Annotated in this window: 8 protein-coding genes and 2 pseudogenes; 7 read left to right on the forward strand and 3 right to left on the reverse strand. The window is 68.5% G+C overall.

The window, feature by feature from the left end:
- Positions 1-3: 3 nt before the first annotated feature.
- Together WBA97_RS38630 and WBA97_RS38635 are read left to right on the forward strand one after the other, a co-directional pair.
- Positions 4-3,915: pseudogene (locus WBA97_RS38630) on the forward strand (type I polyketide synthase); the annotation flags it as partial.
- Between the two features lie 132 nt (positions 3,916-4,047).
- A complete protein-coding gene (locus WBA97_RS38635; RefSeq protein ID WP_424236024.1) occupies positions 4,048-4,644 on the forward strand; it encodes a hypothetical protein in 597 nt (198 codons plus the stop codon).
- Here the strand turns inward: WBA97_RS38635 and WBA97_RS38640 are convergent.
- The 3 genes from WBA97_RS38640 to WBA97_RS38650 all read right to left on the reverse strand — a co-directional run bounded on the left by WBA97_RS38640 (position 4,629) and on the right by WBA97_RS38650 (position 9,620).
- Positions 4,629-5,192: a hypothetical protein gene (locus WBA97_RS38640; RefSeq protein ID WP_424236026.1), complete on the reverse strand. Its 564-nt coding sequence runs from the start codon at positions 5,190-5,192 to the stop codon at positions 4,629-4,631. The two genes, WBA97_RS38635 and WBA97_RS38640, sit on opposite strands and share 16 nt — an antisense overlap.
- 103 nt (positions 5,193-5,295) lie before the next feature.
- Positions 5,296-6,591 (reverse strand): ricin-type beta-trefoil lectin domain protein, encoded by a 1,296-nt coding sequence (locus WBA97_RS38645; protein ID WP_424236028.1) that lies wholly within the window; start codon positions 6,589-6,591, stop codon positions 5,296-5,298.
- A gap of 149 nt (positions 6,592-6,740) precedes the next feature.
- Entirely contained in the window at positions 6,741-9,620 is a 2,880-nt protein-coding gene (locus WBA97_RS38650; RefSeq protein ID WP_424236030.1) for a glycoside hydrolase family 9 protein, read from the reverse strand.
- Between the two features lie 470 nt (positions 9,621-10,090).
- On the opposite strand from WBA97_RS38650, the gene WBA97_RS38655 reads away from it, so the two are divergent.
- The 5 genes and pseudogenes from WBA97_RS38655 (at position 10,091) to WBA97_RS38675 (ending at position 15,081) form a co-directional block, all read left to right on the forward strand.
- Complete coding sequence (locus WBA97_RS38655; RefSeq protein WP_424236032.1) at positions 10,091-10,399, forward strand: glutamine amidotransferase-related protein; 309 nt, start codon at positions 10,091-10,093, stop codon at positions 10,397-10,399.
- Between the two features lie 61 nt (positions 10,400-10,460).
- Complete coding sequence (locus WBA97_RS38660) at positions 10,461-11,402, forward strand: aldose 1-epimerase family protein (RefSeq protein ID WP_424236033.1); 942 nt, start codon at positions 10,461-10,463, stop codon at positions 11,400-11,402.
- A complete protein-coding gene (locus WBA97_RS38665) occupies positions 11,399-11,824 on the forward strand; it encodes a hypothetical protein (RefSeq protein ID WP_424236035.1) in 426 nt (141 codons plus the stop codon). The genes WBA97_RS38660 and WBA97_RS38665 overlap by 4 nt, the downstream gene beginning before the upstream one ends.
- A gap of 728 nt (positions 11,825-12,552) precedes the next feature.
- Positions 12,553-13,728 (forward strand): hypothetical protein, encoded by a 1,176-nt coding sequence (locus WBA97_RS38670; RefSeq protein ID WP_424236036.1) that lies wholly within the window; start codon positions 12,553-12,555, stop codon positions 13,726-13,728.
- A gap of 354 nt (positions 13,729-14,082) precedes the next feature.
- Positions 14,083-15,081, forward strand: a pseudogene (locus WBA97_RS38675) (IS481 family transposase).
- The last annotated feature ends 148 nt before the right edge of the window (positions 15,082-15,229 follow it).

Raw genomic sequence — 15,229 nt, forward strand, 5'->3', positions numbered from 1 at the left:
GCCATGGCCAGCGCCGACGAACTTCGCACATATCTCAAGCGAACCACCGCCGAGCTACGCCGCACCCGCGAGCGACTGAGCACGCTCGAGGCGCGGAACACGGAACCCATCGCCGTGATCGGCATGGGCACCCGCCTGCCTGGCGAGGTGACCGCCCCGGAACAGCTTTGGCAACTCCTTGCCCAGGGTGTCGACGCCATCTCGACGATGCCGACCGACCGGGGTTGGCATCTGGATGAGCTGTACCACCCCGACCCGGACCATGCGGGCACCTACTACACCAGGCATGGTGCCTTCCTGCGCGACGCCCCTGGATTCGACGCGGAGTTCTTCGGCATCACTCCGCGCGAAGCCGTGGCAATGGATCCGCAGCAGCGGCTGCTGCTGGAGACCGCGTGGCACACCCTCGAGCACGGCGGCATCGACCCGACCACCCGCCGGGGCACCGACACCGGCATCTTCATCGGCAGCGGCCTGCAGGACTACGCCTACCTGCCTCGTTCGGCCACCATTGACGAAGGCCACCTGCTGACCGGCACGGCGGACAGCGTCCTGTCCGGACGGATCGCCTATTTCCTGGGGAGCACGGGTCCGGCGGTCAGCGTCGACACGGCCTGCTCGTCATCGCTGGTCTCCCTGCACCTCGCGGCCGCGGCACTTCGCCGCGGCGAATGCGAGCTCGCGCTTGCGGGTGGGGTGACCATCATGTCGACACCGTCGGTACTGGTGGCGTTCAGCCGGCAACGCGGGCTGGCCCCCGACGGCCGCTGCAAGGCGTTCGCGGACGGCGCCGACGGCACCGGATTCGGCGAGGGCGCGGCGCTGCTGTTGTTGGAGCGGCTGTCCGACGCCGAACGGAACAACCGGACCATCTGGGCCATCATCCGGGGATCGGCTGTCAACCAGGACGGAGCCAGCAACGGCCTCACCGCACCGAACGGCCCCTCTCAGCAGCGCGTCATCCGGCGCGCCCTCGCCGACGCCGGTCTGCGCGCGGCGGACGTCGACGCGGTGGAAGCGCACGGCACGGGAACCCGTCTCGGCGACCCGATCGAGGCGCAGGCGCTACTGGCGACCTACGGCCAGGAGCGAGACGGCCGGTCCCTCTGGCTGGGGTCGCTCAAGTCCAACATCGGTCACACCCAGGCGGCGGCCGGCGCGGCCAGCGCCATCAAGACGGTGCTCGCCCTGCGGCACGGGCAGCTCCCCAGGACGCTGCACGTCGACGCACCCACATCGCAGGTCGACTGGGCTGCTGGCGACGTGCGGCTGCTCACCGAGCACGTCGAATGGCCCGAACACGACGGGCCCCGGCGGGCGGGCGTGTCGTCCTTCGGGATCAGCGGCACGAACGCGCACATGATCTTCGAGGAGGCACCGGCCCGGACCCCCGCGCCCGTCGAGCCCGGCAGGCCGCCCACACCGGGGCCGGCGGCCTGCCAGCTGTCCGCCCACACCGGGGCCGCGCTGCGGGGGTTGGCCCGCCGCGTTGCCGACCAGGTTCGGGACCAGCCGGCGACCCGGTTGTCCGACCTGGCCCACTCGCTCGCCACCTCCCGCGCGACGCTGGCCTGCCGGGCCGTCATCATGGCCGACACCCGCGAGTCGCTGCTCGGCGAGCTCGACGCCCTTGCGTCCACTTCGGACAACCTGCCGGTCACCGCTGCCGCCTCGTCGCGCTGCGTCTTCGTCTTTCCCGGTCAAGGAAGTCAATGGCCGGGCATGGCCAGGCAGCTGGTGGAGGCCTCCACGGTGTTCCGCGACGCCGTGCTGCGCGTGGCCGAGGAGCTCGATCCGCTCACCGATTGGTCCCTTATGGACGTCCTGGTCGGCGACCGCGACGCACCCGGTGCCGACCGGGTCGATGTGCTCCAGCCGGCGCTGTTCGCGGTCATGCTGTCGCTGGTGGAACTGTGGCGTTCATACGGGGTTCGCCCCGAGGCCGTCGTCGGAACGTCGCAGGGCGAGATCGCCGCCGCGTACGTTGCCGGCGCCCTGACGCTGCGCGAGGCGGCGCTGATCGTGGTACGGCGCAGCCAGGCGCTGACTACCCTGTCGGGTCACGGCGGCATGGCCTCACTGTCACTGCAGGCCGACGGGGTCGAACCGCTGCTGGAACGGTGGGGTGGCGCCCTGACCATCGTCGCCCTCAACGGTCCCAACACGACGGTCGTCGGCGGCGACCGGCAGATCCTCGGTGAGGCCGTGGAGGTGTGGAAAGCCGCAGACATCCGGGTTCGAGTGGTACGGATCGACCACGCAGCCCACACGCCCTACGTCGAGCCCCTCAAGCAAATGTTCATCGACGAGTTCGGGGGACTCACGCCCCGACCAGGCACGGTGCCCATGTACTCCACGACGACCGGCGCGCACATCGGCGGTGCCGAACTCGACGCGGGCTACTGGTACCGAAACCTGCGCCAGACAATTCTCTTCGAGCCGGCGATGCGCGCGCTGCACGCCGCCGGCCACACCATCTTCATCGAGATCAGCCCACACCCCATCCTGACCATGGCCATCCAGGAGACGCTGCAGGAATCGAGCGGCACCCAGCCGATCGTGGTGGCCGGTTCGTTGCGACGCGATCATGGCGGCCTCGACTACTTCCTCGACGGCCTCACCCGCCTGCACGCGCAAGGCCTCCCCATCGACTGGTCGGCGCACGTTCCTGCGGCGCGCACCATCGGCCTGCCCCTGTACCCGTTCCAACGTCGGCGCTACTGGACCGAAGGGCTGGTGACGGTGCCCAGGCGAGCGGAGGTGGCCGGTGGCGGCCGCACGCCCGCAGCCGACGCGCCCCAGGTCCACCTCACCGGACAGGACCTAGTCGACCTGGTCTGTCACCACACCGCAGCGGTGACCGGCCTGCCCGCCATCGCCCCCGATCGCCCCTTCCGCGAGTTCGGGTTCGACTCGCTGCTGGCGGTGGACCTGCGCAACCGCCTGGCGAACGCGCTGGGCAGATTCCTGCCGGTCACCATCGTCTTCCAGCACGACACCCCGGAGGCGCTCGCCCGCGAGCTGGCAACTCGGCCGGCTGCGAGCGCGGAGACCCGCGATGGCCGGCTCCAGAACGACATGGACAGCCTGGTACGCCGGGGCGTCGCCCAAGGCCAGGGCGCCGATGCCTTCGACCTGCTGGCCAACGCGGCGAAGCTGCGTTCGATGTTCGACGACCCGGACCAGGCGGCCAGGCGGGCGACGCCGACGGTGTTGGCGCGTCGCGACGACAGTCCACACCTGGTGTGTCTGAAAACCATTACTCCCACGATCGGCGACTTCGAATACTCCCAGCTGTCCGTGGCGCTACCACCAGAGTGGCAGGTCACCGTCCTACCGAATCCCGGGTTCACCGATCAGGAACCGCTGCCCACGACGTTCCACTCACTGGTGCGAACGCAGGCGGAAGCGATCCACACGCTGGCCGGCGACCGCCCCTTCACGATCATCGGGCATTCGTCCGGTGGGTTGATCGGCTACGCGGCCACCGCTTGCCTTGAGCACATGGGGCACCCACCCACCGCGCTCATCATGATCGACACGATCGTCCCCACGCGGACGACCCGAGCCGCGCTGTCCGCGGCACTCCAGGAGATGTACGAAACGTGGGGGGACTTCTTCTCCCGGGAACACGCTCCACTCACCGCGATGGGCTGGTACTGGCAAATCACTTTCGACTGGGAAGCCACGCCCATCGACACGCCCTGCCTGCTCGTGCGCGCGACCGAAGGAGTCACCTCCGCCGACATGGACTTCGAGGCGGCATGGGAGCTCGCCGACACCACCATCCACTCTCCCGGAAACCACTTCACGCTCATGACCAAATACGCGGAGAACACGGCCGCGTGCATACAACAGTGGAGGCAGAACATGCTCCCCGACGTCGCCGCCCACCTCATGCCTTCGACCCCGTAAGCACCGGCGAAAGAGACTCCCATGTTTACCGCGGCACTGCTCGCCTCCTACGCATGTTTCCTTGGGATGTACGCACTCGTACTCCGCAAGGGATTCATCGGCCGAGTCTACGGAATGCCAATCATCTACCTCATGCTCCTGCTGCCGTGGGACGTTCGGAACATGACCGGCACCTATCGCGACTGGACCCCGCTGATCGACTCACTCTCGTGGGCGTCAGCGGTCGGCATCGTTCTCTCCCTGGGCATTCTCGCTCAAATACTGATGTTCGGTCGAACCCAGTTCCCCGACCTACCCACCCCGATCTTCTACGTGATGATCATCGCCATGCTGGCGGTCTGCGCCTTCCCGGTTCCGCTCATCGACTCCACCCTCGACGACCAGCGCGGAATCTATGGCTTCCTCACCTGCCTGGCCATCGGCGGTCCCATGTGGCTCGTCATGCTGTACCGCCGCAAATCCATGGCCGGTCAGTCCATTCCCATCGCGGTTGCCCGGTGCGGCGCCGAGACGCTCATGGCCGTCGCCTGGCTGGCATTCGGCCCCGCCGACGTTCAATCGCCGCTCTTGTCCTATCTCGCGGTCATGGCCATCCTCTGGAGCGCCTCCTACCTCGTCGCGGTCGTGGCGATCCGTACCCGGAGCAGTCATACCCACCCGGTCGCCCGGCCCGCGCCGAAACCCGGCGAGGAGCCGGGCATCAGCTCGCAACTTCATCCACAAACGTGAGGGACTGTAAACGAACGGCTCTGGCGCACTTTCGGTGGTGCGGTGGGGGTCATGATTGTTTTGGCGGAGTGGACCGCCGCCGCACGCGAGGTGGACCTATCCCCACGCGCACATTCTTCGCCCGAGGTATCGAACTCCTGCGCCACCGCATCCTCCTCGGGTAACACCACCACCGAAAGTGCGCCAGAGCCGTTCATTTGACGACGCCACGTGCAGCGTGAACGGGCCGGTGCCGAAGTCGGCGGTGTGGGTGTTGACCGCAGCCGGACGGTGTTGACGCCGAGCAGGTTCGCCATACCGGCGAAGACGGCGTCGGCCTTGGCACGGAGGGTCGCGTAGCTGTCGGATCCACTCAACCCGTCCAGGACGAGGGTGCCGGTCGTGAAGTTGTCGCCTTTCCGAGCCCAGTTCATACCCCGGAACTGGCTCGTGTCAGCGCTGGCGGGTGGCGCGCTGACGAACACGCCGACCGACGCCAGGGCCACCGTCGCCAGCGCGCACAGCAGGCGGCGGAGCGCCAGCGCGAACCTGTATCCGTTGGTGAACACGACACCGACCGTCCTCGTGAGACAGCGATGAAGATCATTCGATGACGCTGCTGGTGGGTGAGGACGGCCGCGCAGCGGTGGTGGCTGTCCTCACCCGGCCCGGTCAGGCTTTGGCCCAGCGTTGGTTGGCGGTGTTGTTGCAGGTCGTCACGTTCACGGCCGCGTTGTTCGCGGTGCCGGTGACGTTGAGGCATAGTCCTGTTTGGACGCTGGTGATAGCGCCGTTGGTGTTGACGTTCCACTGTTGGTTGGTGCCGCCGTGGCAGTCCCAGATCTGTACTCGGGCGCCGGAGGTGGCGTTGTTGGGTGCGTCCAGGCATTTGCCCAGCACCTGCAGCGCCTGCCCGCTCTGCGCGAACTGCTGGTTGGCGTTGGTGTGGCAGTCCCAGACGATCATCTGGGTGCCGTTGGCGGAGTTCGCGCCGGTGACGTCGAGGCACCGGCCGGAGGACTCGTCGCGCAACCGGAAAGCGGTGGGGGTCGGTGTCGTGTCTCCGGAGAAGAACTTCCACACCTCGCCGGAAGTCCAGGTCCGCCAGCCTTCGCCACCGCCGTCGATGGGGCCGGGGCCGTGACCGCCGTCGAAGGCGGCCCAGACGACCGGATACCCGGCACGGCAGCCTGAATAGGTGGTGGTGATGTGGGTGCGGCTGCCAGTCGCCGGCTCGGGCGCGTTCTGCGGGGTGCAGCCGTTGTTCCTGACGAACGTGTCCCGCAGCGAACGTCCCGCCGAGATATTGAGTACCGAGTCGCTGATGCCGTGGATACCCATGTACGCGATGGGCTGCGTGCCGCCGCTGCATCCGCTCAGTTGCGCACCGGAGTAGACCGCGACCGCACGGAACACGGTCGCCCGGCTGCAGGCGAGCGAGTAGCTCATGCCGCCGCCGTAACTGAAGCCCAGTGCGAAGCGCTGTGCCGTGTCGACGCACAGGTCGTTCTCGATCTGCCTGATCATGTCGTCGGTGAAGGTGACATCCTGGCCACCGGAGTTGGCCCAGCCGTTGCCGATGCCCTGGGGTGCGACGAAGATCGCGCTGTTGTTGGCCAGCCGCCGCAGTCCGTAGTAGGACCAGTTGTAGCCGTCGGTGCCACCGGAGTCGACGTCGCCTGCGGTTCCGCCCCGCCAGTGGTACCCGAAGATCAGCCGGTACTGGGTGTTGTTGTTGTAGTTGTCGGGCAGCCTCAGGATGAAGGAGCGGTTCTGGCCGCTGCTCTGGATCGTGTGCGTGCCGCTGGTCAGTGTCGGGGTCTTGCCACAGCCCGGTGACGCGGCGAACGTGCCGGGGCCCGTGGGGGTGGGTGCCGGTCGGGCGTCGGCCACACCGACACTGGCGAGAACCAGTGCGACGGCGGCGATCGGCGCCCACCACCGGCCGAGGTGGTGCTTTCCTTTCAAGGCGTGCTCCTATCCGCTGGGTTGAAGGCAGGGCCAGCGTGGGTTGGTTTCACCGGTGCGGGTCCGGCCGTGGAGCTTGATGGCGTACGTATGACCCGGACTTATCGGCCGGGCTTCCGGCTGTCTCGACGAGGTGTGAGCGCCTCGGGTCAGTTCCTCGAGCAGGGCTGTCCGTTGACTGTGAAGTCGGTCGGCTCCGGGTGCGGCGGAGACGACGAGGCGTTGAACCCGACCTGCACCGAACCGCCGGCCGGCACGCGGCTGTTCCACGACAGGGGAGTCGCGGACACCGCGGCGCCGGTCTGCGTCCAGGTCGCCGACCACCCCTCGGTGATCCGCTGGTTGCCGGGCCAGGTGAACCGCAGCGTCCACGAGTCCCAATTCGTGCCGCTGGTGTTGGTGATGGTGACGTTCCCGGACAGTCCGGTACTCCACCCGGTCGCCTGGTAGGAGATCTTGCAGTGAGTCTGGCCGTCCGGGCTGGTGGTCACCGAGACCGCGCCGGAGACTGTGGACGTGAGTCCTGCCCCGTTGCGGGCCTGCACGGCGAACCGGTACGCGGTGTCCGGCCGCAGCCCGGTCAGCGTCGCGGACGTGCCGCTGACGGAGGTGACCACCCGCGTCGAGTCACCTTCGATCGCGACGACGTCGTAGTTCCGGACGCCGCTCTCCGCGTCGCTGGATGCGGTCCACGTCAGTGTCGCGCCGGTAGCGGTGACGTTGGCCGCCACGGGGGTGCCCGGCGTAGTCGGGGGAGTGCTGTCCGGTGGGATCGACGGGGCCGACTTCTCCGCTGCCCAGTTGGCGATCCACGCCAGCGCCGAGTTCCAGTTGACCGTGACCTCGTTGAGCGAGTACGCCTCGATGTGGTCCACGAAGCACTTCTGTGGCTTGCAGCCCTGGAGCATGCGCTCCGCGATGGGATCCTGCAACCCGCTGTTCGGGCCGCCGGAGAGCGCGCCGGGTGGCGCGATGGGCAGGGTCGGGTCGAGTTGGTTGGCCCAGTGCCGGTGGTGGACGTTGCGCACCGGCTGCCCGCCGTACCCGCTGACGTAGGAGTAGCTCACCGGGTTGCGGCCGAACAGGTAGTGCAGCGCCTCGTACACGCCCTCGCGGTACTTGGCCGCGCCGGTGAAGTCGTGTGCGAGCGCGAGTACCGACGCGTTGTTGGCGACCAGGCCGTTCGAACCCCAGACGTAGGTGCCGTCGGGTTCCCGGTACGGCGCGGGGTAGCCCTGCGACGCCATCTGGGTCAGGAGACTGTCGGCGGCGGCCACGAACGCCGCCTTGATCGCCGCCACGTCCGCCGCGGGCAGACCGGTGGGCACCAGCGCCAGCGTGATGTCACCGAGCGGACCGGTGTAACCCCAGTCGTAGCCGCGGTCGTTGATCGACCGTCCCTTGTAGAGGGTCGAGCCGGTCACGTCCGCGCGGTAGCCGGCCTCGCCGGTCGTCGTGTACAGCTCCGCGGCGGCCCAGTAGAACTCGTCGGTGAGCGTGGTGTCGGAGTACGCGCCGCCGCCGGTGCTGTCGTTCGGGTCTGCGATCTTGTTCGGGTTCGCCTTCGCCGCCGCATATGCCTTCGCCGCCGCGGCCAGCGCCTTCGCCGAGAACACCGGGTCGATGGTCTTCCAGATGCGAGCCGCCTGCGCCGCGACCGCCGCCGTGTTCAGCGTCGCCGCGGTGCTGGTCGGCGAGAGCCTGCGGGGCTGGCTGTCCTGGTGGGGCAGCGTGGGCAGCGCGGTCCAGTTCGCGTCGTGGATCTTGTGGTGCACCATGCCATCCGGCGCCTGCATCCTCAGCAGGAACTCGACCTCCCAGCGGGCCTCGTCGAGGATGTCGGGCACCCCGTTGGCCTTCTCCGGGATGGCGAGCTTGCCGTCACCCAGTGCGGCGGCGTCGCCGACCAGCTTGGCGCGCTCGTAGGTGTTGAGGACCTGCCACGCCGAGATGCCGCCGTTGACGACGTACTTTCCGTGGTCGCCGGCGTCGTACCAGCCGCCGCGCACGTCCAATGTGTAGCCACAGTTCAGGTCGGACCGGCAGGGCACGTTGTTGTCGCCCTGGTTGGGCGCGACGTTGAGGTGGCCCGCCGGCCGCGCGTACGTGGTGCCGACGTACTGCGCGTCGATCGCGATACCGCTGCGCTGGTGGTGGAAGAACGCCAGCGAGTCGTAGCGCAGCCTCTTGATCGGGTCGGCGGAGATGCCGAACGGGAAGCTGCTCTCCGCACCGACAGTCAGCGTGTAGCCCGTGCCCGCCGTGTCGTAGGACGAGAAGTCGATCAGGTGCACCGGGTCGCCGGACAGCGCGTCGACGCCCTTCGGCGTGGTCTGGCCGGTGGCCACGGCCGTTCCGGCGGAGTTCTTCAGCACCCAGGTCTGCGCGGTGGTCGCGTCGGACACGAGGGTGGCGTGCTTGGGCAGACCGGGCACGTACGCGACCTGGTCGACCTGGACCTTCTTCGTCGGCGCGCCAGGGCCGCCGGGCGGGATGACGCCGCCGACCAGTGAGATGTTGTCCACGCAGACGGTGTTGTTCGCCGTGTTGCCGCCGAGCTGGAAGGTGATCTGGCCGTTGCCCGAGTCCGGGAAGCTCAGCTGGGAAGCGAAGGTGAAGGTGTACTTCTGCTTGCTTGTGGTCAGCTGGACCTCGTGCCGGGCGATCCCCTGGTACGGGCTGACCGCTTCGCCCGCGTTGGCCGCGATGCGCTGAGGAGTGGCGGCGTAGGCGTCGAAGGACATCGTGTACTGCTGCCCGGCCTCGAACGGCACGCCGTTCTGGCCGATCAGGGCGTCCCACGGGTTTGTCGTGCCGCCGGTGACCGACGCGCACAGCTCGCTGTTGGCGACGCGGTTGGTCACCCCGGCGCTCGCCCACCACGGGTCGGCCGTGCCCGCGCTGAAGGAACCGTTGAGGATCCGTTGGTAGTCGGCGGCATGGGCAGCCGTGGTGGCGAACGCGGTCGCCACCACGGCCAGGGCGAGGGTGGCGACGTGGCGTCGCCGGGCAGGGAACAGCGATCTCATGGGACTGGATCTCCTCCGTCTGCTCTGACGGTTGGCGAGATGTTCTGGGAGCGCTCCCAATGAGCCTAGGGCGGTGGTTTCACATCCGCAAGAGTCGGTCTCATCCGCACGGTTGGGTACTACTCATCTCGCCAGCCCTGCTTCCCACGGTGAGCGTCAGGGCCCACGCTGTCCGGCCATCGGGTTCCCGTTGTTGCGAGGTAGTCGCCTTGTCCACTGTGGATCGCGGTCGATGGGGAGTTGGGTGCTGTGATCAGCGCCCGGTCGGTGGCAGTGCCTCGGGGTCGCCGCCCGCTGCCGCGGCGTGGATCCGGCGCAGCCACCGCTCGGCCGGGTCCCGATCTTCGGCGTCTGCCTCGGTCACCAGGTGATCGGTGCCGCCTTCGGCGCCCGGATCCGCCACGCCACCGAACCGATGCACGGGAAGTGCTCGGAGATCAAGAACGACGGGGACGGGGGTTTTCACGGGGGTGCCGAACACGCTGACCGTCACGCGCTACCACTCCCTGGTGATCGACGCCGCGACGCTGCCCGCCGAGCTGGCCGTGACCGCGTGGTCGGAGACCAGGGAGGTCATGGGCGTACGGCATCGGGCACTGCCGATCGAGGGCGTGCAGTTCCACCCGGAGTCGCTGTTCACCGAGCACGGCGTCGACATGGTGCGCAACGCATTGCGGCGATGCGTGCACGGCGGTCCCGCCGGCGAACCCGGCAGGCCACATGCGCTGACGCAGTTACAGTCGCTGTCCCGGACTCTGCCGCGGACGCTGTCGCACTGAGCGCGGGCCGCGCGTCGGCTTCGTCATGCGCGACGGGGAGGTGCGGGACAGACTGTCGGGCATGACCCAGCAGGAGGAGAACCACGTGGTGGCAACGGCATCCGGCGCCCAGTACGAGATCAGCAGCGGGACGCAGCACGCCGTCGTGGTCGAGGTGGGTGGTGGCATCCGGGAGTACACCAGTGGAGGGCGGCACGTGCTCGACCCGTACCCGCCGGATTCGATGGCGGACGGCGCGCACGGGGCGCCCCTGGTCCCGTGGCCGAACCGGATCGACGGGGGCAGGTACCGGTTCGAGGATGCGGTGTACCAGCTGGCGCTGACCGAACCGGAGAAGAACAACGCCATTCACGGCCTGCTCATGTGGCGGCCGTGGGTGGTCGCGGAGCACACGTCGGCCGCCGTCACCATGGCCACCCGGATCCACCCCATGCAGGGCTACCCGTTCTGCCTGCGGGTGACGGTCCGCTACGAGCTGTCCGCCGACGGGCTCGTCGTGACCACGACGGCCACCAACGTCGGTGACAGCACCGCACCCTACGGCTGCGGGCAGCATCCGTACCTCTCGCCGGGGGAGGGGCTCATCGACGACGCACGTCTCGAGCTCGACGCGGCCACGAGAATCCTCACCGATCCGGAACGCCAGCTCCCCACCGGCACCGAGCCGGTCGACGGCACCCCGTTCGACTTCCGCAGGGGCACCCGGATCGGCGACCTCGAGATCGACTATCCCTTCACGGACCTTGCCCGGGACGACCGGGGAAGGGCGTGGGTACGGCTGACCGGCGCCGACGGCGCCACCGCGGAACTGTGGGTCGACGATTCACACCCCATCGTCGAACTGTTCACCGGCGACACCCTGGCGCCAGGCCGCCGCCGCCGAGGGCTGGGCACGGAACCCATGACCTGCCCACCCAACGCCTTCCACAGCGGCGACCAGCTGACGCACCTGCGACCTGGAGACACCGCCACGACCAGGTGGGGCGCGCGCCTCACGTCGTGATCCCGGGTGCGCGCCCCGGAGCACGAGCGCGTGGTGGGGCTGGTCGGCGACGCGGTGCTGGTGCGGGTCCGGCCGGGGCCGGACGCCCTGGAAGCGTTCTCCGCCGCCTGTTCGGCGGGCTGGACCACCAGGACCTGCCGCTCGACGAGGTGGTCGCCGCCGTCGCGCCTGACCACGTCGATCGTCAGTTCCCGACAGTGCTGTTCACCGTGGTCACCACCCCGCCACCGCGGCTGGCGCTGCCCGGCACCGAGTCGAGGACCACCGTGCTCGTGGTGCCGGGGGTGGCACGCACCGAGCTGTACGTACGGATCGCCGAGGACCGGATCTACTGGGAGTACTCCACGGACCTGTTCACCGCCGCCACGGTCACGGGCTGGGACGCCGCCCTGCATGCCGTGCTGTCACGACTCGTCACGTAGCCGGATCCCGCGTCTGACCTGGCCTACAACCGAATGACAGCCGCTGTACCGCTCGCCTTCCTAGAACTGGTTCCCGAGTTGTTCGACCGAGATCACGTGGATGCGACAGTGGCCGCTTTCGTGGCCTCTCAGCAGGGAGCGGGGCGGAAGGCGGCCGGACGAGACGCGGCGAGACATCGGCTCGCCAAGGCGGAGGCGGAGATTCGGAGGTTCCAAGCGGCGATCGTGGCAGGGGATTGATCCCATGGCGCTCGTGGAGGTGATCAACACGGCGCATGCTGAGCGGCGGCTCAGGCGGAGATCAACAACACACCCGCGCCGAACCTGATGGAAGCCACGAGGTGTATGCGCGCATCGACTCGCTGGGCGACGTACCTGCGACGCTGCGCCGGGGGAGTAGAGAGCGACCCGCAACGTCTTGTTGCGGGTCATGACGTTGGTGACGGCGGGAAGGCCGTCGCGATCGCCAAGGCGGTCCGGCCTCGGCCGCCTCAACGGCGAGCGGAGCCTCAACGAGCTCATGAGCCTGAAGTGGATTCTCGATCCACCGGGCCGCCGGCAGTTCCCGTGGATGTCATCGTTTTCGCACCGACCTCGGGTGCCGCTAACGCCCGGACAGTGCGCCCCGATCATTGACCGTTGGGGACGATCGCCGTGCCCTCCTCGATGGAGAGGGCGTCCGCGCCATGAACAAGACGAATCTCCGGCGATTGACCACCATGGCCACCGTGGCCGTGTTCCTGGCGGTGGTGCTGCCGACGGCGCCGACGAGCGGAGCCGCAGGACACCGCCACGATCCCGCTCCCGGCGGCGCGGCACTGGACAAGGCGGCGGCCACCACCGCCGACGTGGCCATCATCGCCGAGACGTTCGGCTGGACCCCGGCGGCCACCCGCCGGCACATGCTGCACCAGGAGGCGTTCGGCGCCCTCGTGGACGAGACACAGGCACGGTTCCCCACGATGTTCGCCGGCGCCGAACACGCCGAGATCCCTGACAGCAGGAGCTGGATCCGGTTCAAGGGTGAGGTACCGGCGGCGGCACGAACGCTCGCGTCAGCGTCCGGCCTCGACGTGGGACTCGCCGGCGGCGGCAAATTCTCGGCGACCGAGCTCACCGACCGAGCGGTCGCCGTGGTGCGACTGCTGGCCGACGCCGGCCATCGACCAGTCAACGCCGAGGTGACCCCCGCCGGCACGATCAACGTCGCGGCCAACGCGCCCCGGCAGCCCGGCGCGGTCCTGCCCCCGGCGCTGAGCGAAGGCGTGACCCTGCGGTTCATCGAGCAACCGGTGGCCGGCGACCTGCACGGCTACGGCGGGGCTCCGGCGCGCAACAGGTCGACCGGGTCGGTGTGCACCACCGGCTTCAGCGTCGAGCACCGCGTGACAGCGGAAACGGGGATCACCACCGCCGCCCACTGCGACGGCATGAATCAGTACACGCAGCCGTGGAGCACCGTCTACGACATCGACTTCCCCTTCCGGGACCAGCACATCGGCGGCCTCGGCGAGGTCGAGTGGCACGCCACCGTCGACCACTCCGACCTGGCGGAGTACTACGCCGACAACTCGCCGTCGGAGCGGCGGGAGGTCAACTCGGTGGAGAGCGGGACCGCCATCAACAATCTCTACTGCATCTACAGCCGGATAGGCGGCACCAGGGTTTGTGACCGCGTCACTTCGACCTCGGTGGTGCTGTTCACCACCGGCCTGTCCTGGACCCTCATCGGGATGGACGACAAGAACGCCCAACCCGGTGACAGCGGGGGGCCATGGTCCTACCAGACCGAGGCGGTCGGCACCGTCGTCGGGTGGTACTGGACGCTGTCCGGCAACCACGACGCCTGGAGCCCGGCATGGCTCTTCGACAGCGCTCTCGACGTCGACGTGCTCGTCCAGTAACCCGGGGTGATCGCGGCCAGCCGGCGAGCAGACCCTCGGGTCCGCGCGACCGCGTCGACCTGCTCGGAGACCTTGCCATGCGGCCATGTTCGAGCCTGTACGGCACCCGTTCACCGCCGACGGCCGGCGCTCCGGAGCACACGCGCTCGACGCGCCCGGTGGGGTGGCGACAGCGTGCTTGAGGTCAGCCTCGACAGCGCGACGGACGACGCGGCGCCCTGCGGGGCGTGAACGCCTAGCTGTTGCGGGTCATGAGGTTGGTGACGGCCGGTAGGGGCTGAGACGAGGGGACAGGTCTTTCGGCGGCAGGATGGAGGTGCGACCAAACTATCCGCCGAGCAGAGACCCCGTCCGATGCTCCACCGTAATGCCCCGTTGTCCGTGGAAGGCCGCCGCCGTCTCGTAGTGCGCTGCCAGTCCTGCCCGATCGCGCATTTCGCCGCTGAGATGGGGATCTCGCGGCAATGCCGCGAGCAAGTGGTTCAATCGCCACTGCAACTACGGCGACGCTGGGCTGTTGGACCGGCCCAGTGTCCCGCACCACCAACCGACCGCCACGACCGGACAGGTCGTTGTGCGGATCGAGACGATGCGGCGGGAACGCAAGTGGTCCGCCCGGCGGATCGCTTGCGAGTTGGCTGGCGAAGGAACCGTGATCGCTGTCCGGACCGTCAGCCGGCACCTGGTCCACCTGGGCCTGAACCGACGCCGGTTCGTCGACCCAACCGGCGATAACAACCGGCAACCCCGACGGATCCATGCCCGCTGGCCAGGTCACATGCTCCACCTCGACGTGAAGGAGGTCGGGGTCATCCCCGACGGCGGAGGCTGGCGGGTCCATGGCCGCGGCAGCGAGCAGGCCACACAGTCGATTCGAGGCCGCAAACGCGGGACCGTGGACGCTACATCTACCTGCACACCGCGATCGACGGGTTCTCCCGTCTGGTCTACACCGAGGCCATGCCCGACGAGCAAGCCCGCACCGCGATCGGGTTCACCCACCGGGCCTGCGCGTTCTTCACCGCACACGGAATCCAGCATGTCCACCGGATCGTGACCGACAACGGAACCAGTTACCGCGCCCGCGACTTCGCCACCGTCCTATGCGGAGCACGCCACCAACGCATCACCTCATACACACCACGCCACAACGGCAAAGAGCGCTACCACCAGCATCCTGGCTGAGGAATTCCTCTACGCCCACACCTGGACCAGCGAACAACACCGTCAGAAGCACTGAAGGTCTGGACCTGCACTACAAACTACCATCGACCCCACATCACCGCCGGAAACCAGCCACCAGCAACCCGGCTCCACACCGGCGTCACCAACGTCATGACGGCATACAACTAGGTCGCCTTCCTCCAAGCACTCCTCTCGCCACCCTCGCCTACACCGGCCTCGTCCGCAAACCCACCTGACCGACCAACCGCGCGGACAGCTCCGGAAGTTCATTCCGATGTGACCGCGCGGTTGCCGGCTCCTGAGCCAGGGAGACGCC

Origin of the sequence: Actinophytocola sp. (assembly GCF_049647105.1) — a bacterium.
In the GTDB taxonomy this organism is placed as follows: domain Bacteria; phylum Actinomycetota; class Actinomycetes; order Mycobacteriales; family Pseudonocardiaceae; genus Actinophytocola.

Bases quoted from the DNA above. Each gene is read 5' to 3' on its own strand.
- WBA97_RS38635 (WP_424236024.1), top strand. From the start codon at position 4,048: ATGCTCCTGCTGCCGTGGGACGTTCGGAACATGACCGGCACCTATCGC.
- WBA97_RS38650 (WP_424236030.1), bottom strand. From the start codon at position 9,620: ATGAGATCGCTGTTCCCTGCCCGGCGACGCCACGTCGCCACCCTCGCC.
- WBA97_RS38660 (WP_424236033.1), top strand. From the start codon at position 10,461: ATGACCCAGCAGGAGGAGAACCACGTGGTGGCAACGGCATCCGGCGCC.